At 63.8% G+C, this 18,831-nt stretch carries 13 protein-coding genes; 9 read left to right on the forward strand and 4 right to left on the reverse strand.

Going from position 1 to position 18,831, the window contains the following annotated elements; all coding sequences use genetic code 11:
- Positions 1-343: 343 nt before the first annotated feature.
- The 6 genes from L5014_RS12895 to L5014_RS12920 all read left to right on the forward strand — a co-directional run bounded on the left by L5014_RS12895 (position 344) and on the right by L5014_RS12920 (position 9,282).
- Positions 344-4,126 carry a nitrate reductase subunit alpha gene (locus tag L5014_RS12895; protein WP_238464109.1) on the forward strand — a complete coding sequence of 1,261 codons (3,783 nt, stop codon included), beginning with the start codon at positions 344-346 and terminating at the stop codon, positions 4,124-4,126.
- Complete coding sequence (gene narH, locus L5014_RS12900) at positions 4,123-5,646, forward strand: nitrate reductase subunit beta (RefSeq protein ID WP_238464111.1); 1,524 nt, start codon at positions 4,123-4,125, stop codon at positions 5,644-5,646. The genes L5014_RS12895 and narH overlap by 4 nt, the downstream gene beginning before the upstream one ends.
- Entirely contained in the window at positions 5,647-6,357 is a 711-nt protein-coding gene (gene narJ, locus L5014_RS12905) for a nitrate reductase molybdenum cofactor assembly chaperone (protein ID WP_238464113.1), read from the forward strand.
- A 74-nt stretch (positions 6,358-6,431) separates the two neighbouring features.
- Positions 6,432-7,115, forward strand: coding sequence for a respiratory nitrate reductase subunit gamma (narI, locus tag L5014_RS12910; protein ID WP_238464115.1), 684 nt, complete (start codon positions 6,432-6,434; stop codon positions 7,113-7,115).
- Positions 7,116-7,135: 20 nt separating this feature from the next.
- Entirely contained in the window at positions 7,136-7,933 is a 798-nt protein-coding gene (locus tag L5014_RS12915; RefSeq protein ID WP_238464116.1) for a peptidylprolyl isomerase, read from the forward strand.
- 32 nt (positions 7,934-7,965) lie between these two features.
- Complete coding sequence (locus L5014_RS12920) at positions 7,966-9,282, forward strand: MFS transporter (protein ID WP_238464117.1); 1,317 nt, start codon at positions 7,966-7,968, stop codon at positions 9,280-9,282.
- Between the two features lie 33 nt (positions 9,283-9,315).
- On the opposite strand, the gene L5014_RS12925 is transcribed toward L5014_RS12920, so the two are convergent.
- A complete protein-coding gene (locus tag L5014_RS12925) occupies positions 9,316-9,774 on the reverse strand; it encodes a universal stress protein (RefSeq protein ID WP_238464118.1) in 459 nt (152 codons plus the stop codon).
- A gap of 164 nt (positions 9,775-9,938) precedes the next feature.
- Between L5014_RS12925 and L5014_RS12930 the strand changes: the two genes are divergently transcribed.
- From L5014_RS12930 to flhC, 3 genes are all read left to right on the forward strand, one after another.
- Complete coding sequence (locus L5014_RS12930) at positions 9,939-10,124, forward strand: hypothetical protein (RefSeq protein ID WP_238464119.1); 186 nt, start codon at positions 9,939-9,941, stop codon at positions 10,122-10,124.
- Positions 10,125-10,726: 602 nt separating this feature from the next.
- On the forward strand, positions 10,727-11,047 hold the full coding sequence (gene flhD, locus L5014_RS12935) for a flagellar transcriptional regulator FlhD (protein ID WP_238464120.1): 321 nt from the start codon (positions 10,727-10,729) through the stop codon (positions 11,045-11,047).
- 11 nt (positions 11,048-11,058) lie between these two features.
- Entirely contained in the window at positions 11,059-11,661 is a 603-nt protein-coding gene (gene flhC / locus L5014_RS12940) for a flagellar transcriptional regulator FlhC (RefSeq protein WP_238464121.1), read from the forward strand.
- Between the two features lie 181 nt (positions 11,662-11,842).
- Here the strand turns inward: flhC and L5014_RS12945 are convergent, their stop codons facing one another.
- The 3 genes from L5014_RS12945 to L5014_RS12955 form a co-directional block, all read right to left on the reverse strand.
- A complete protein-coding gene (locus L5014_RS12945) occupies positions 11,843-13,168 on the reverse strand; it encodes an Nramp family divalent metal transporter (RefSeq protein WP_238464122.1) in 1,326 nt (441 codons plus the stop codon).
- Positions 13,169-13,967: 799 nt separating this feature from the next.
- A complete protein-coding gene (locus tag L5014_RS12950) occupies positions 13,968-15,575 on the reverse strand; it encodes an efflux transporter outer membrane subunit (RefSeq protein ID WP_238464229.1) in 1,608 nt (535 codons plus the stop codon).
- Positions 15,576-15,638: 63 nt separating this feature from the next.
- Positions 15,639-18,824, reverse strand: coding sequence for an efflux RND transporter permease subunit (locus L5014_RS12955; protein ID WP_238464123.1), 3,186 nt, complete (start codon positions 18,822-18,824; stop codon positions 15,639-15,641).
- Between the last annotated feature and the right edge of the window lie 7 nt (positions 18,825-18,831).

Consider the following 18,831-nt stretch of genomic DNA (forward strand, 5'->3'; position numbering starts at 1 on the left):
TCACCAACAGCGAAAAGGTCGCTTAACCGCGATTAACGCATATACGTAATTTATGCCATACATCGGGTAAACATCCCATTAACCCCGCGGAAAAATATAACAAACGATTTCTAACGTTTCAGATTATCCAATCGAGCGCCTAATCGGGGCGGACACTCAGAAAACATCCGCATTCCGCCTCATGCACAATGGCGCAAAGGGGTTGGCATTCGTTCAAGTCGCATTACATGCGCGGCGCGTAAATGCATGGCTCCCAGGGTATTTATTTCATGTCCGGGCCTTTACTTATTTTCGGCCTTCCCCTTAAATCACCCCTGTCCCCGAAACAGTAGCTGGAGATACCATGAGTCATTTTCTCGATCGCCTGCGTTACTTCACTACTGCCAGAGCGCAATTCGCGGACGGTCACGGTGCCGTTACCGATGAAGACCGAAAGTGGGAAGATGCTTATCGCACGCGCTGGGCGCACGATAAAATCGTGCGCTCCACGCACGGCGTCAATTGCACGGGCTCGTGCTCATGGAAAATCTATGTGAAGGGCGGCATTGTCGCGTGGGAAACGCAGCAGACCGATTACCCGCGCACGCGCCCCGACATGCCCAACCACGAGCCGCGCGGCTGTTCGCGCGGCGCATCGTACTCGTGGTATCTCTATAGCGCGAACCGCCTGAAATATCCGCTCGTGCGCAGCGCGCTCGTGAAGCTGTGGCGCGAAAAGCGCCGCACGCTCTCGCCCGTGGACGCGTGGGCCGCGATCGTCGACGACGAAGAAGCGCGCAAGAGCTACCAGACGCGGCGCGGCCTCGGCGGCTTCGTGCGCGCCGACTGGAGCGAGGTGACCGAGCTCATCGCCGCCGCCAACGTGCATACGGTCAAGCGCCACGGCCCGGACCGCGTGATCGGCTTCTCGCCCATTCCCGCCATGTCGATGGTCTCGTATGCGGCGGGCTCGCGCTATCTCTCGCTGCTCGGCGGCGTGTGCCTCTCGTTCTACGACTGGTATTGCGATCTGCCGCCCGCCTCGCCGCAAACGTGGGGCGAGCAGACCGACGTGCCGGAATCGGCCGACTGGTACAACTCCTCGTTCATCATGCTGTGGGGCTCGAACGTGCCGCAAACGCGCACGCCCGACGCACACTTCATGGTGGAGGCGCGCTATCGCGGCGCGAAGATCGTGTCGATCTTCCCCGACTATGCCGAAGGCGCGAAGTTCGGCGACATCTGGCTGCATCCCAAGCAGGGCACCGACGCCGCTCTCGCGCTCGCGATGGGCCATGTGATCCTCAAGGAATATCACCTCGCGGGCAAGAGCGCGTATTTCGCCGACTACTGCCGCCGCTTCACCGACATGTCGTGCCTCGTCACGCTCACCGAGCGCGACGGCCAGTACGTGCCCGAGCGCTACCTGCGCGCCTCCGATTTCGCCGATTCGCTAGGCCAGGCCAATAATCCCGACTGGAAAACCGTCGTGATCGATTCCGCGAACGGCGCGTTCGCGGTGCCGCTGGGCTCGGCGGGCTTCCGCTGGGGCCAGCAGGAAGGCGGCGACCTCGGCAAGTGGAATCTGCGCGAGGAAAACGCCGGGGGCGCGCCGCTCGAGCCAGCGCTCTCGCTCGTCGCGGCCCACGACGACGTGGTGGACGTGGCGTTCCCGTACTTCGGCAACGTCGCGCATGCGCACTACTCGCATACCGATCACCAGTCGGTGCTGAGCCGCCGCATCGGCGTGCGCCGCGTGGCCACGCGCGAAGGCGAGCGGCTCGTGGCCACCGTCTACGATCTCTTCATTGCGAACTATGGCCTCGATCAGGGTCTCGGCGGCAAGGACGTCGCGCACGGCTACGACGACGACGTGCCCTACACGCCCGCCTGGCAAGAAGCGATCACGGGCGTGAAGCGCGCGGACGTGATCAACGTCGCGCGCCAGTTCGCGGAAAACGCGGACAAGACCCAAGGCAAGTCGATGGTGATCATCGGCGCGGGCATCAACCACTGGTATCACATGGACATGGCGTACCGCGCCATCATCAACATGCTGGTGATGTGCGGGTGCGTGGGCCAGTCGGGCGGCGGCTGGTCGCATTACGTCGGCCAGGAGAAGCTGCGCCCGCAAACGGGCTGGACCGCGCTGGCGTTCGGGCTCGACTGGAGCCGCCCGCCGCGCCAGATGAACGCGACGTCGTTCTTCTACGCGCACACCGACCAGTGGCGCTACGACCCGATGAACCCCACCGACCTGCTCTCGCCGCTCGCGGACAAACAGGCGTATCACGGCACCCCCATCGATTACAACGTGCGCGCCGAACGCATGGGCTGGCTGCCCTCGGCGCCGCAACTCGCGTGCAACCCGCTCGAACTCGGGCGCACGATCGGCGACGCCGCACAGGCGGGCGCGGCGGTGGCGGGCAAGCTCAAGGACGGCAGCCTCAAGCTCGCCTGCGAGGACCCCGACAATCCCACCTCGTTCCCGCGCAACATGTTCGTATGGCGCTCCAATCTGCTCGGCTCGTCGGGCAAGGGGCACGAGTACTTTCTCAAGCATTTGCTCGGCACCACCAACGGCGTGCAGGGCGAGGAAGTGGCGAAGAACGGCGCGGCGCGTCCTGAAGAAGTCGTCTGGCACGAAGAGGCGCCGAGCGGCAAGCTCGACCTGCTCTGCACGCTGGACTTCCGCATGTCCACCACCTGCATGTACTCGGACGTCGTGCTGCCCACGGCCACGTGGTACGAGAAGGACGACATGAATACGTCCGACATGCACCCGTTCATTCACCCGCTCTCCGCCGCTGTCGACCCCGCCTGGCAGGCGAAGAGCGACTGGGAAATTTTCAAGGGCATCGCGAAGCGTTTTTCTGAGCTGAGCGTGGGGCACCTGGGCCGCGAGCGCGACGTGGTGCTCTCGCCCATTGCGCACGACGCGCCGGGCGAGCTCGCGCAGCCCTTCGGCGTGGCCGACTGGAAGCGCGGCCAATGCGAGCCAGTGCCGGGCAAGACCATGCCCACAGTCGCCGTGATCGAGCGGAACTATCCCGAGACCTATCACCGCTTCACCTCGCTCGGCCCGCTGATGGACAAGCTCGGCAACGGCGGCAAAGGCATCAGCTGGAACACCGAGACCGAAGTGAAGGCGCTCGGCGCCCTCAACTATCGTCACGCAGATGAGCCACGGTTCGGCGACGCCGCGGGCCGGCCGCGCATCGAGACTGCGATCGACGCAGCCGAAACGATCCTCTCGCTCGCGCCGGAAACCAATGGCGAAGTGGCGGTGAAGGCATGGGAAGCGCTCAGCAAGATCACCGGCATCGAGCACGAGCATCTGGCCGAGGCGCGCGCCGACGAAAAGATCCGCTTTCGCGACATCCAGTCCCAGCCGCGCAAGATCATCTCGTCGCCCACGTGGAGCGGCATCGAGTCCGAGCATGTGTCGTACAACGCGGGCTATACCAACGTGCACGAGCTGATCCCGTGGCGCACGCTGAGCGGCAGACAGCAGCTTTATCAGGACCACGAATGGATGCGCGCGTTCGGCGAGGCGCTGTGCGTGTACAAGCCGCCCATCGACACGGGCAGCTACGCGCACATGGAAGGCACGCGCTCGAACGGCAACCCCGAGATCGCGCTCAACTTCATCACGCCGCACCAGAAGTGGGGGATTCACAGCACCTACACGGACAATCTGCTCATGCTCACGCTCTCGCGCGGCGGGCCGATCGTCTGGATCTCGGAGAAGGATGCCGCGCAGATCGGCGTGGTCGACAACGACTGGATCGAGTGCTTCAACTCGAACGGCGCGCTGTGCGCGCGCGCCGTGGTGAGCCAGCGCATTCCGCGCGGCATGGTGATGATGTACCACGCGCAGGAGAAGATCGTGAACACGCCGGGATCGGAAATCACCGGCACGCGCGGCGGCATTCACAACTCGGTCACGCGCATTTCGGTCAAGCCCACGCACATGATCGGCGGCTACGCGCAACTGGCCTACGGCTTCAATTACTACGGCACGGTCGGCTCGAACCGCGATGAGTTCCTGCTCGTGCGCAAGATGAAGAAGGTCGACTGGCTCGACAGCGAAGAAACGCCCGTTGGCAACCTGCCCCCCGCCGTCCGCGAAGGAGAAACGTCATGAAGGTGCGCGCACAGATTGCGATGGTGTTGAACCTCGACAAGTGCATCGGTTGCCATACTTGCTCGGTCACCTGCAAGAACGTCTGGACGAGCCGCGAGGGCATGGAATACGCCTGGTTCAACAATGTCGAAACCAAGCCGGGTATCGGCTATCCGAAGGAATGGGAGAACCAGGAGAAGTGGCGCGGCGGCTGGGTGCGCAAGGCCGACGGCAAGATCGAGCCGCGCCTCGGCGGCAAATGGCGCCTGCTCTCGAAGATCTTCGCCAACCCGCATCTGCCCGAGATCGACGACTACTACGAGCCCTTCACCTTCGATTACGCGCATCTGCAGGAAGCGGGCAACACGAAGGCGACGCCGGTTGCGCGGCCGCGCTCGCTCGTGAGCGGCGAGCGCATGGAGAAAATCGAGTGGGGTCCTAACTGGGAAGAAATTCTCGGCGGCGAGTTCGAGAAGCGTTCGAAGGACTATAACTTCGAGAACGTGCAGAAGGACATCTACGGCGAGTTCGAGAATACCTTCATGATGTACCTGCCGCGCCTGTGCGAGCACTGCCTCAACCCGGCGTGCGTGGCCGCCTGCCCGTCCGGCTCGATCTACAAGCGCGAGGAAGACGGCATCGTGCTGATCGACCAGGACAAGTGCCGCGGCTGGCGCATGTGCGTGTCCGGCTGCCCGTACAAGAAGATCTACTACAACTGGAAGAGCGGCAAGGCCGAGAAGTGCATCTTCTGCTATCCGCGTATCGAGGCGGGACAGCCCACGGTGTGCTCGGAAACCTGCGTGGGGCGCATCCGCTATCTGGGCGTGCTGCTCTACGACGCCGACCGCATCGAAAAAGCCGCGAGCGTGGCCGACGAGAAAGACCTCTATCAGGCGCAGCTCGACGTGTTCCTCGATCCGTTCGATCCGGCCGTGATCGAGCAGGCCGCGCGCGACGGCGTTCCGCAAGCGTGGATCGACGGCGCGCAGCGCTCGCCCGTCTACAAGATGGCGATCGACTGGCGCATCGCATTCCCGCTGCACCCTGAATACCGCACGCTGCCGATGGTCTGGTACGTGCCGCCGCTTTCTCCCATCAACTCGGCCGCGAACAGCGGCGACCTGGGCATGAACGGCTATCTGCCCGACGTGGAGTCGCTGCGCATTCCGCTGCGCTATCTGGCGAATCTGCTGACCGCCGGCGACGAGCAGCCCGTGAAGGTCGCGCTCGAACGCATGCTCGCGATGCGCGCGTTCATGCGCGCGCGTCACGTGGACCGCGTGGATGCCACCCAGGTGCTCGATCAAGCGGGGCTTTCGCTGCATCAGGTCGAGGAGATGTACCGCTATCTCGCGATCGCGAATTACGAGGACCGCTTCGTGATTCCCACGACGCACCGCGAATACGCAGAAGACGCCTTCGATCTGCGCTCGGGTTGCGGCTTCACGTTCGGCAACGGCTGCTCGGACGGCCGCAGCGAGGCCAGTCTGTTTGCCCCGAAAGCCGGCCAGCGCCGGATTCCGATTCAGGAGATCTGAATGTTTGCGCCCCGCCCCCCCAATAGCCTCACGTTCCGGCTGCTGGCCGCGTGCCTCGAATATCCGACCGATGCGCTGATTGGCGCGCTCGATGAAGCACGCGAGCTCGTGCGCGCCGAGCGCGCCCTGCGCGGCGAAACGCGCGAGCACCTGCTGCGCTTTCTCGACTACATCGGCTCGCGCGACCTGCTCTCGCTGCAGGAGAACTATGTCGCGCTGTTCGACCGCGGGCGCGCCACCTCGCTGCATCTGTTCGAGCATGTGCACGGCGAGTCGCGCGAGCGCGGCCAGGCCATGATCGACCTGAAGCAGATGTACGAGGGCCACGGGCTGCTGCTCGGCCCCGAGCAGTTGCCCGACTATCTGCCGGTGTTCCTCGAATATCTCTCGATACTCGAAGCCGGCGAGGCGCGCACGCTGCTCGGCGAGACCCTCGCAATCTTGCAGGCGATCACGGCCGAACTGAGCCGCCGCAACAGCCACTACGCGTATGTGACGGGCGCGGTGCTCGCGCTCGCGGGCAACACCGCGAGTGACATCGAAGCAGCGCTGCCCCAAGCGGCGCACGACGACGACGCGAACGCGCCGCACGACAGCCAGGATCTCGATGCGCTCGACGCCGCCTGGAGCGAGGAGCCCGTGCGTTTCATGGGCAACACGCCACCGGCGGTGGCGCCCGTGGCGTTCCATGCGCGCCGTCCGCCGCGCTAAAAAAACGCACGCGAGCACCCAGTACCCGGATCAGTACACCACGCAGTACCCCGCGCATTCAGCAAGGAGCAGTCATGGGCCAATATTTCCATCAGTTCCTGTTCGGCATCTATCCGTACATCTGTCTGGCGGTGCTGCTGTTCGGCTCGCTCGTACGGTTCGACCGCGAGCAATACACATGGAAGAGCGACTCGTCGCAACTACTAAGGCGCGGCGCGCTGCGCATCGGCAGCAATCTCTTCCACTGGGGCATCCTCGTCGTGGTAATGGGCCATTTCGTGGGCTTTCTCGCACCGCACTGGCTCGTGGCGCCGTTCATCTCGGCGTCCATGCACCAGTTGCTCGCGATGGTCGCGGGCGGCACGGCGGGCTTCTTCGCCATCATCGGACTCACGATGCTGATCGCGCGGCGCCTCTCCGACTCGCGCATCCGCCACAACAGCAAGACGTGGGACATCGTCATCGTGCTGATGCTGTGGGTGCAACTCGCGCTGGGGCTCGGCACCGTCGTGCTCTCCGCGAGCCACATGGACGGCGCGATGTTCGAGCAGCTCACCGACTACGTGAAGGGCGTCGTGACGTTCCGCGGCAACATCGCGGGCCTCCTCGACGGCGTGCCGCTCGTCTACCAGACGCACATTGCGCTCGGCTTCACGATCTTCCTCGTTTCGCCGTTCACGCGCATGGTGCACATCTGGAGCGGCATCGCCTCGGTGGCCTATCTGCTGCGTCCTTACCAGCTCGTGCGCAAGCGCTGAAACATCAAGGAGACCTGTGCATGAACGCCGATTCGCAAAGCGTAGCGGGCGCCGAAACTAACGCGCCCGCTCGCGTGAACCATATCGAAATCGATCTGCCGGCGATCGCCGAAGAAAGCCGCCATCACGCCGACGATCCCGACCCGCAGCTTGCGGCGCGCCGGGCGCTGGTGGTGCGCGAGTTGCTGCGCCAGCGCGCAGCCCAGCTCGCGCTGATCGACACAGAGGGCCCGCTCGAAGACGACACGCTCGACGCGCTGCTCGCGCAAGAGCTGCGCACACCGGAGCCGACGCCCGAGGACTGCCGGCGCTTCTACGAGCAGCACCCCACGCGTTTCATACGCAACGAGATCGTTTATGCGAGCCATATTCTCTTCGCCGTGACGGACCGCGTGCCGCTTGCGCTGCTGCGCCACAAGGCCGAGGAGACGCTCAACGCGCTGCTCAGCGCGCCGGAGACCTTCGAGGCGCGCGCCCGCGAACTTTCGAATTGCCCCTCGGCCGGCGTGGGCGGCAGCCTCGGCCAGTTGATGCGCGGCGACACCGTACCCGAGTTCGAAAGCGCGCTGTTCGACCATCCCGACGAGGGCCTGCTGCCGCGCCTCGTGCGCACGCGCTTCGGCTTTCATCTCGTGCGTATCGAACGGCGCGTGGCCGGCGAGCCGGTTGCGTTCGAGGACGCCGCCGACGACATCGCGCGCTTTCTCGCGGAGCGGGTGCGCCACAAAGCCATTCAGCAATACGTAGCGATTCTGGCTTCGGAAGCCACACTCGAAAATGCCGCCGTCGAAGCGGCGACGAGTCCGCTGGTTCAGTGATCCGCACAACCCAGGCAACCAAGGAAAACGTCATGAATCTGCGCAACACTCCAGTCCGCGAACCGGCCCAGGCCGACGCCGTACCCACCGTGGCGGACGCCAAAGCGTGGTCCGTGCTGCTCGTGAGCACGCTCGCATTCCTGGTCTGCTTCGTGGTGTGGATGATGTTCGGCGTGCTTGGCGTGGGCTTGCGCGAGGAACTCAAGCTCAACAGCACCGAGTTCGGCCTGCTCACAGCCACCCCCGTACTAACCGGCGCCGTGATGCGGCTGCCGCTGGGCACCTGGACCGACCGTTTCGGCGGCCGCATCGTCATGACGATCCTGCTCGTGGTCTGCGCGGTGCCCGTCTATATCGTCAGTTTTGCGGACGAGTACTGGCAATTTCTCGTCATCGGCCTTTTTCTCGGCTGCGTGGGCGCCTCGTTCGCGGTGGGCACGCCCTATGTCGCGCGCTTCTTTCCGCCGAAGCAACGCGGCTTCGCGATGGGCTTTTTCGGTGCGGGCACGGTGGGCGCCGCGGTCAATCTGTTCGTGACGCCGGAACTCACCAAGCTCTATGGCTGGCGCTTCGTGCCGCGCGTTTATGCGATCGCGCTGCTCGTGACCGCCGTGATCTTCTGGCTTGGCTCCGCGCGCGATCCTGGGGCCGGCAAGGCTAACGGCTCGTGGCTCGACGCGTTCAAAGTGCTCGGCGACTCCCGCGTCTGGCGCCTGTGCCAGTACTACTCGATCACGTTTGGCGGGTTCACGGCGCTTTCGCTGTGGATTCCTCAATATCTGAAGGCGGAGTACGGCATGTCGCTGGTGGTGGCTTCCGCGTTTGCGGCGGGTTTCTCGCTGCCGGGGTCGGTGCTGCGCGCGGTGGGCGGCGTGCTCGCCGACAAGCTTGGCGCGCATAGCGTCACGTGGTGGGGCTTGTGGGTCGCGTGGATCTGCCTTTTCTTTCTCTCGTATCCGGCCACGGACTTCGTGATTCACACCATCAACGGCACCGAGACGCTGCACATCAGCATGCCGCTCGCGGGCTTTGTCGCGCTCACGTTCGTGCTGGGCGGCGTGCTGGCGTTCGGCATGGCCTCGACCTTCAAGTATGTTGCCGACGACTTTCCCACCAACATGGGCGTCGTGACTGGCGTCGTCGGCCTCGCGGGCGGGCTGGGCGGCTTCCTGCTGCCGATCCTGTTCGGCGTGCTGCTCGACCTGCTCAAGATCCGCTCGAGCTGCTTCATGCTGCTCTATGGCGTCGTATGGGTCTCGCTGATCCTGCTCTATATCACCGAGGTCAAGCGCGCACCGATCTTCGGCGACAAGCAGGCGTCGTCCGCCGGGATGCACGCGCACTCATAAGGACACCCAGGATGCACCCGGGGCGCACCGGGCTCAGGCGGCCGCCGCTTCGGCGGCCTCCGGCGCCGTCACCACGAGCACGCTGCACGACACCCGGTCGAGCAGCTTGCGGTCGTCCCGGCCCTCCCACCAGCGCTTGAACGGGCCTCTGCGGTGATGGGCCAGCACGATGAGGTCGGCGTTGAACGACGCGCTCGCACGCGCAATCTCGTCGATCGCCCGGCCCACGGCAAAATTCCCCGTTGCCTCCAGCCCGAGCGCCTTCAGGCGCGCCACGCCGTCTTCGAGAATCTCCTTCGCGGCCGCCTCCGCAGCTTCAAAGGGCACCGCGGACGCCACGTCAGTGCCCCACTGCAGCGGCGACTGGTCGAGCACGGCGAGCAGATGCGTCTGCGCCTTGCATTCGAGCGCCAGATCCTTGCCCTCGCGCAGCGCGCGGCGCCCTTCCCGCGTGGCGTCGTAACACAACAGAATGCGGCTGAACGCGCCCATCTCGCTCCTCCCTGGCTTCCCCTCGTGCTCTCTCCGAGCCCAAGCTGCCGATCGTTACCGTTACACTATTTATATCATGTCGTGATATAAAATAACAGTAAGGGCCCGTGTTGCCCGGCTTGTGCTGGGACACGGGCAGCAACTCCTCAGGGACAGGAGGCATCATGGCCATCAACAACGACTTTGAGATCGCGTATCTGCTCGTCGCCTTTGCCCTGCTGGGCGCAATATTCCTGGGTGCGCTGATCAGCGCGTTACATCTCGACAAATGGCATCCGAGGCTGCTGGGCGCGGTCGTAGGTGCGCTGGTCGGCTTCGCGCTGATCGAAGCCGTGCCCATGCTCACCTGAGCGCCCCGCCCTCCCACGGCGGCGTCGGCAAACGGACTGGATCGTGCGATTGACTTGGCCGCGTAATCTGATGGTGTTACAAAGTCGCGCCGACAGCCCGGAGCACCGTTTGTCACATTTAGATAGAAACAGTTACACAGGGTCGAAACGACTGTTACAAATTGGCGCTCCTGTGAGTGGTATTTGCAACAAGAATTTATTACCGGCTACAACCACCTCATTCAATTAAGCCGTCAATAAAAAGTCACAAAAACGCCTTTCGCAATTCACCCTGCATAGTGTATCCCTGCCTCGGAAAGCCCTTATGTTACGGCTACTTACCGGGAATTGCCCGTCCCATAAGGGCGCTCGGGCTACCTTGCAATCTGGGCATCCGTCAACCAGAAAAAATTACCGAAAATATTTGTAACAAGTAGATTATTTTTTGCAGAAGGGATTGATTTCTGGGATCTCTACTCATACAATTCGCTCCAACATGTTACGAGTTGTAACGTGTTGTATCAAAGAGTCAGGACCGCCACCAAAGAGCGGCCGACCAAGGACCAAAAAGTTACAACGGCGATCAACGCCGGGGGGTTAATCGGGGCTTCGGAAAAGAGAAAATGGACCGCAGCAGCGAGACGCTGGATTCAATCCGCGAAATTAACTTGTCGTACCTGATGCTCGCGCAGCGCATGCTGCGCGAGGACAAGCCAGTCGGTATGTTCCGCCTGGGCCTGTCGTCGGAACTGGCCGATCTGCTTTCCGGTCTGTCGCTCGCGCAGATCGTGAAGCTGGCCGCTTCCGACCAGCTCCTTTGTTTGTTCCGCTTCGACGACCATGCCATGCTGTCCGCGCTCACGCAGGCAACCCGGCATGCCGACGTGGCGGCCACCCACGCGGCCATCCTGCTCGCAGGACAGTCCGCTGTGCAATTCGCCTGAGGAAACGCGTCATGTCGACGAGCCGGCGCAGCCTCACCGAAGACGCACAGGAAGTTTTTCGCGCGATCGCGCTGATCGAGCTGGGTGCGCGCATGCAGGTGCTGGAGAGCGAGCTGTCGCTCTCGCGCGACCGCATGATCCGCCTGTATCGCGAGATCCGCGGCGTGTCGCCGCCCAAGGGGATGTTGCCGTTTTCGGCAGACTGGTACATGACGTGGCTCGCGAACATTCATGCTTCGCTGTTCTACAACACGTACCTGTTCCTGAAGAATGAAGCGCGTTGCTCGCATCTCGACGCGCTCACCAAGGGGTTCCGGCTGTACCTGGAACACTGCCAGCACAGCGGGACCGAGCCGGTGCTCGATCTCACGCGTGCATGGACCCTGGTGCGGTTTTTTGATGCCGATATTCTGCAGATGACGCCTTGCTGCCGTTGTGGCGGCAAATTCGTCGCGCACCGTCACGACTTGCAGCACAACGTCGTGTGTGGCGCATGCCAGCCGCCTTCGCGCGCTGGCAAGACGAAAAAGGCGGCTGCAGCGCGACGGGGCGCAGAGCAGACCGACCGCGACCTTCCGGTGCCAACGCCGGATGGCATTGCCGAGGCTGCATAAGCGTAGGAGACCGAAGATCCGGAGGGCCCCTCAGGCTGAACTGGACGCATCAAGACTAGACGCGAAGCCGTCCGGTGCTCGGAACGAGGGCCGGACGGCGAAGCGCATTCGGGATCGCAGCGCCGCTTGCGCACCGCCGGCGCTTTGCGCATCGCCTTCCCGTTGTTCCGCACAATCCCTCTCAACTCCCGCTAAACATCTGCAAGACGAGCCACAGGTTCGCCGCCGTGATCACGGCGAACAGCAGCCATGCAATCAGGCGCGTGGGCAGCCGGTTCACGAACGCCCCCATCAGCGCGCGATCGTTCGTCATGCGGATGAGTGGCCACAGCGCGAACGGCAATTGCAGGCTCAATACCACCTGGCTTGCGACCAGCAGCTTGCCTACCGCGCCGTTGCCGAGCATCCACACTCCCGCGAAAGCGGGCATCAGCGCGAGCACGCGAGTGATGAGACGCCGCTGATAGCAGGGGATCTTCATCTGCAGGAAGCCTTCCATCACGACCTGCCCCGCCACGGTGCCGGTGAAAGTCGAGCTCTGCCCGGAAGCAAGCAGCGTCACGGCGAACAGCACGGCGGCGGCACCGCCGCCCACGACGGGCGCGAGCAGCTTGTAGGCATCTTCGATCTCGGTGACCTGGTTGTGGCCGCTCGCATGAAAGGCCGCCGCCGCGAGAATCAGAATGGCCGCGTTGATGAGCAGCGCGAGCGTGAGCGAGACGATGGTGTCGATCCGCGAAAGCCCGATGGCCTGTGCGAGGCTCGCGTGATCTCGCTTCACGGCGCGCGTCTGCACGATGGACGAGTGCAGATAGAGGTTATGCGGCATGACGGTCGCGCCGAGAATGCCGATGGCGAGGTACAGCGGCTCGCGCAACGAGAGCGCGTGCCACGACGGCACCGCGCCCGCGAACACCGCGGGCCAGTGCGGCTTCACGAGCGCCAGTTCGATCACGTAGCCCAAGCCGATGGTGGCGATGAGGCCGGCCATGATCGCCTCGAGCGTGCGGAAATTCTTGCCCTTGAGGCCGAGCACGATAACCGTGTCGAACGCCGTGAGCACTACGCCCCATAGCAGCGAGCAGCCCAGCAGCAGATGGAACGCGAGTGCGCCGCCCAGCACCTCTGCAAGGTCGCACGCGATGATGGAAAGTTCGGCCAGCACCCACTGCCCGAGCGCGACAGGCTTCGAATAGCGTGTGCGCGACAGCTCGGCCAGATCGCGCCCGGTGACGATGCCAAGGCGCATCGCGAGACATTGCAGCGCCATGGCCGCGACGCTCGACAGCACGACGACGAACAGCAGCTGGTAGCCGTAGCGCGAACCGGCCTCGATATCGGTGGCCCAGTTGCCGGGGTCCATATAGCCGATCGACACCAGCAAGCCGGGTCCGGCGAATTGCCAGAATTTTTTCCAGAACGACGCCCGTGGTGAGACCTCCACGCTGCCCTGTACTTCGGACGGGCAAAATGGCGCCGTCGCCGTGGTCGGTAGTCTGAACTCCAACGGAACGTTCCTCGAGATGTGGATTGTCGCGCGTTGGGTTCCTGTTCCTGTTCCTGTTCCTGTTCCTGTTCCTGCTTGCGGCGCGCGGTTGGTTCGTTGAGTGTACCGTTTCCTGGGGCGCTTGCTTTTTCGCGCTTGCTTTTTCGCGCTTGCTTTTTTCGTGCTTGCTTTTTCGTGCTTGCTTTTTCGTGCTTGCCTTTTCGCGTTTCCTTGTTTTCGTGTCGGTCTGCAAGCGTTGCCCCTGTGCGGGGCGGCACCTACTTTTCTTTGCAGCCGCAAAGAAAAGTAGGCAAAAGAAAGCGGCTCAAACCGCCAGTGTGACGCCGTGCACCACTTGTCCTTAATCGGAGTGGTTCCGGGGCATCCGTCACCTCGCACCTTCCAACTCAGTGACAAAGGAGTCATTCATCCCGCTGCTCGCTACGCGCGCAGCGGTCGGGTCTGCAGGGGAAACCACACGTACTGCCAAGCATTCGAATAGGCATGCACCCCATCGATTCGTATGCATTCCTCTGGTTTTGGATTATGCCCCACGGCGCGCGTAGCGCCGCCGGAGGGATGAGTCCTTAGTCACTCTGTTGTATGGCGCGTGGTGGCGGACGCTCCGGAACCGCTCCGATCACAGGCAAGTGGTGGACGGCGTCACACTAGCGGTTTGAGCGGCTTTCTTTTGCCTACTTTTCTTTGCCGCGGCAAAGAAAAGTAGGTGCCGCCCCGCACAGGGGCAACACTAATAGACCGACACGAATACAAGGAAACGCGAAACACCATGCCCCACGAAATCCAGAAAAAAACGCACTCAGCGTAAAGCGACCGGCACAGCAGATGCACTACCAGGCTGCTGCACACCCTCAGCCTTCGCGTCACCCCACCCGCCGCCCAACGCGCGAATCAGATTGACGGCGGCCACCGCCTGCGAGCCTTGCAAATGGCTCGCCTGCAACTGCGAAACCAGCACCGAACGCTCGCTGTCGATCACGTTCAGGTAGCTCACCTCGCCCTCTTCGTACTGCGTGCGCGAAAGATGCGCCGCGCGTTGCGAAGCATTCACTGCGTCGTTCTGCGCGCCGATCTGGTCGTCGAGCAGGCGCAGGTCCGAGAGGTTGTCCTCCACCTCGCGAAACGCCACGAGCACCTGCTCGCGGTACTGCGCCACATCCTCGTCGTACTTCGCGCGCGCCTGCGCGAGATTGGCCTTGCGCCGCCCGCCATCGAAGAGGGGCAATGTGAGCGCCGTGCCAGCGAACGGGCCAAGCAGAAACGCGCGGCTCGACCACATGAAGAGGTCGCCGAGCGAAGCCGATTCGTATCCGAACGCGCCGGTGATGTCGAGCTTCGGAAAAAACGCCGACTTCGCGAGGCCCACGCGCGCGTTCGCGGCCGCCATCGCGCGCTCGGCGGCGGCGATGTCGGGGCGGCGTTCGAGCAGCGTCGAAGGCAGGCCCGGCGGCACGCTCACGGTCACCGGTGCAAGCGGCGTCTCGGGGAACGTGAAGTCCGCCGGCGCCTTGCCGAGCAGGATCGCGAGGCTGTGCTCCGAAGCCGCGCGCTGGCGCGCCACGCCCACGGCGTCGGCGCGTGCGCTCGCCACTGCGTTGCGCGCCTGCGAAACGTCGAGCTCGCTGATGTCGCCTTCCTTGAAGCGGCGCTCGACGAGCTTGAGCGCGTCCTCGCGCAACGCCACGGTGCGCCGGTAGAGATCGACGTCTGAGTCGAACTGGCGCAACTGGAAGTAGTTTTGTGCGACATCGGCCTGCAGTGCGAGCTGCACCGAGCGGAACAGCGCCTCGCTCTGCTGCGCGTCGGCCTGCGCGGCGTGCACGTTCGAGCCCACGCGGCCGAACAGATCGACTTCGTAGCTCGCCGTCGCCTGGGCGCGCCAGAGCGTTTGCGCGGGCACGTTGGCGTTTTGCGGCAGATACTGCGAGGCCGGCGAGGCGCGCTCGCGCGTAGGCCCGAAGCCCGCGTCGATCGACGGGAACCACGAGGCGCGCGCCGACTGCGTGAGCGCACGCGCCTGCTGCACGCGCGCGGCGGCTGCCTTGAGGTCCTGGTTCGCGGCCTGCGCCTGCGCTTCGAGCTGGTCGAGCGCGGGGTCGCCGAACACCTTCCACCACGCGCCGCGATGCGCGTCGTCGGCGGGTTGCGCGGGCGTCCATAAACCCACGTCGTGCGGGCCTGCGGGCTGATTTTGCGCTTGACCCTGCGCTTGACCCTGCGCTTGACTCTGCACTTGACCCTGCGTTTTTCCCTGCGCTTGTCCTTGCGTTTGCAGCGGCGCTTCCTTATACGCATTCGGCACGCCCGCGTCGGGCACCTTGTACGTCGGTTCGACATTGCACGCGGCAAGCCACGCGAACAGCGCGACACTCGCAGCCAGCCGCGTCAAGCGCCAGAAGCTGCCCATCTCTTCCACACCGCGAGGTTTCGCGGGCGAGGCCGAATAGTTAGTCATCTTTATCATCCTTGCTTACGCGTCCACCGTGGACCGGGCCGCGCGTGCGTTGTCCTTTTGCGCGACGTGTATCGTGCCGCCCGCAATCGTGCGCAGCACCACGTAGAACACCGGCGTCAGCAGCAGGCCGAAAGCCGTCACGCCGAGCATGCCGAAGAACACCGCCACGCCCATCGCATGACGCATCTCCGAGCCCGCGCCCGACGAAAGCACGAGCGGCACCACACCCATGATGAATGCAATGGACGTCATCAGAATCGGGCGCAGGCGCAGGCGGCTTGCCTCGATGGCAGCCGAAAGCGGCGTGTGTCCGTCGTGTTCGAGCTCGCGCGCGAACTCCACGATCAGGATCGCGTTCTTCGACGCGAGCCCCACCAGCACCATCAAGCCGATCTGCGTGAAGATATTGTTATCGCCGTGCGTGAGCCACACGCCGGTCAGCGCGCACAGCACGCTCATCGGCACAATCAGGATCACGGCGAGCGGCAGCGTCAGGCTCTCGTAAAGCGCGGCCAGCACGAGGAACACCAGCAGCACGCTGATCGGAAACACCCAGATGCCCGAGTTGCCCGCGAGAATCTGCTGATACGTGAGGTCGGTCCACTCGAACTTGATGCCGCGCGGCAGCACCTCGGCCGCGATGCGCTCCGCCGCCGCCTGCGCCTGGCCCGACGAGTAGCCCGGCGCGGGCCCGCCGTTGATGTCGGCAGCCGTGTAGCCGTTGTAGCGCACCACCATCTCGGGACCGTAGGTGGGCGTCACCGTCACGAGCGATGAAAGCGGCACCATGTCGCCCGCGGCGTTGCGCGTCTTCAGTTGCAGGATGTCGTCGGCCTTCTGGCGGAACGGCGCATCGGCCTGCACGCGCACCTGGTAGACGCGCCCAAAGCGGTTGAAGTCGTTCACATAGAGCGAGCCCAGATAGATCTGCATGGTCTCGAACACGTCAGTGACCGGCACGCCAAGCTGCTTGGCCTTGGTGCGGTCGAGATCCACGTTCAGTTGCGGCACGTTGATCTGATAGCTCGAGAAGGTCGGGCCGAGTTCGGGCGTCTTCGCCGCGCGCTTCACGAAGTCCTCGGTCGCACGGTTGAGCGCTTCATAGCCGAGCGCCCCGTGATCCTCCAGTTGCATCTTGAAGCCGCCCAGCGTGCCGAGGCCGAGCACCGGCGGCGGTGGGAACACGGCAATGAACGAGTCCTTGATGTTCGCGTACTGCTGGTTGAGCGCACCCGCAATCGCGCCCGCCGCAAGCGCCTTGCCCTTGCGTTCCTTGAACGGCTTGAGCGTGACGAACACAATGCCGGCGCTCGAACTATTGGTGAAGCCGTTCACGGAAAGGCCAGGGAACGCCACCGCGCTTTCCACCCCCGGTTGCTTGAGTGCGATCGCGCTCATGTCGCGAATCACGTTCTCCGTGCGGTCGAGCGAGGCGCCATTGGGCAGTTGCGCGAACGCGATCAGATATTCCTTGTCCTGCGCGGGCACGAAGCCGCCCGGCACGATGCGCGCCATCAGCACCGTCGCGCCGATCAGCACCGCATAGACCGCAAGCATCCCGCCCTTGTGACGCAGCACGCTGTTCACGCCGCGCCCGTAGTCTTCCGAGCCGCGATGGAACACCTTATTGAAGCGCCGGAAGAAGCCGCCCAGCACGCGGTTCATCACGCGCGTGAGCCAGTCCTCCTTTGCGTCGTGGCCGCGCAGCAAGAGGGCGGAGAGCGCCGGCGAAAGCGTGAGCGAGTTGAACGCGGAGATCACCGTCGAAATGGCGATGGTCATCGCGAACTGCTTGTAGAACTGGCCCGTGAGACCGCTCATGAACGCGAGCGGCACGAACACGGCCACGAGCGTGAGCGCAATGGCGATAATCGGCCCGCTCACCTCCTGCATGGCCTTGTAAGTCGCGTCGCGCGCGGAAAGCCCGCTGGCGATGTTGCGCTCGACGTTCTCCACCACCACGATCGCGTCGTCCACCACAATGCCGATGGCGAGCACCATGCCGAACAGCGACAAAGCATTGATCGAGAAGCCGAACGCCAGCAGCAGCGAGAACGTCCCCACGATCGACACCGGCACGGCAATGAGCGGAATGATCGACGCACGCCAGGTTTGCAGGAACACGATCACCACGACCACGACCAGCGCGATGGCTTCGAGCAGCGTATGCACGACCGCCTCGATGCTCGAGCGCACGAACTGCGTGGGGTCGTAGACGATGCGGTAGTCCACGCCCGCGGGCATGTCCGCCTTGAGCTCCTTCATCGCCTCGCGCACCTGGTCGGAGATCGCGAGCGAATTCGCGCCCGGCGCCTGATTGATTGCGAGCGCAACGGCCGGCTTGTTGTCGAGCAGCGAGCGCAGGCCGTATTCGGATGCCGCAAGCTCGATGCGCGCGATGTCGCGCAAATACGTTACGCCACCGTCGGGATTGGTCTTGACGATGATGTTGCCGAATTCGCTTTCCGTACGCAGACGACCGCGCGCATTCACGTTCAGTTGCAGCGGCGTGCCAGGCACGCTCGGCGAGGCGCCGATTACGCCCGCCGCGACCTGCACGTTCTGCTCGCGAATCGCGTTCACCACGTCCTCAGCCGTGAGATTGCGCTGCGCCACCTTCTGCGGATCGAGCCAGATGCGCATGGCGTAATCGCCCGAGCCCCACAGTTGCACCTGGCCCACGCCCCGGATGTTCGAGAGGCGGTCCTTGACGTTGAGGAGCGCATAGTTGCGCAGATACGTCATGTCGTATTGATTGTTCGGCGAGATCAGGTGCACCACCATCGTGAGCGTGGGCGAGCTCTTGATGGTCGTGATGCCGAGGCGCTGCACGTCCTCGGGCAGGCGCGGCAGTGCCTGGTTCACGCGGTTTTGCACGAGCTGCGTGGCCTTGTCCGGGTCGGTGCCCAGACGGAACGTGACCGTGAGCGTGAGATTGCCGTCGCTATTGGCCTGCGACTGCATGTAGAGCATGTTCTCGACGCCGTTGATCTGCTCTTCGAGCGGCGCGGCCACGGCTTCGGCAATCACCTTCGGGTTCGCGCCCGGATACTGCGCGTGAACCACCACCGAAGGCGGCACGACCTCGGGATATTCGGAGATCGGCAACTGGAACAGTGCGATCACCCCGGCCAGCAGGACCAGCACGGACAGCACGCCCGCGAAGATCGGCCGGTCGATGAAGAATTTCGATATGTTCATGGGTCGC

The organism is Paraburkholderia tagetis, assembly GCF_022213065.1.
Lineage (GTDB): Bacteria > Pseudomonadota > Gammaproteobacteria > Burkholderiales > Burkholderiaceae > Paraburkholderia > Paraburkholderia tagetis.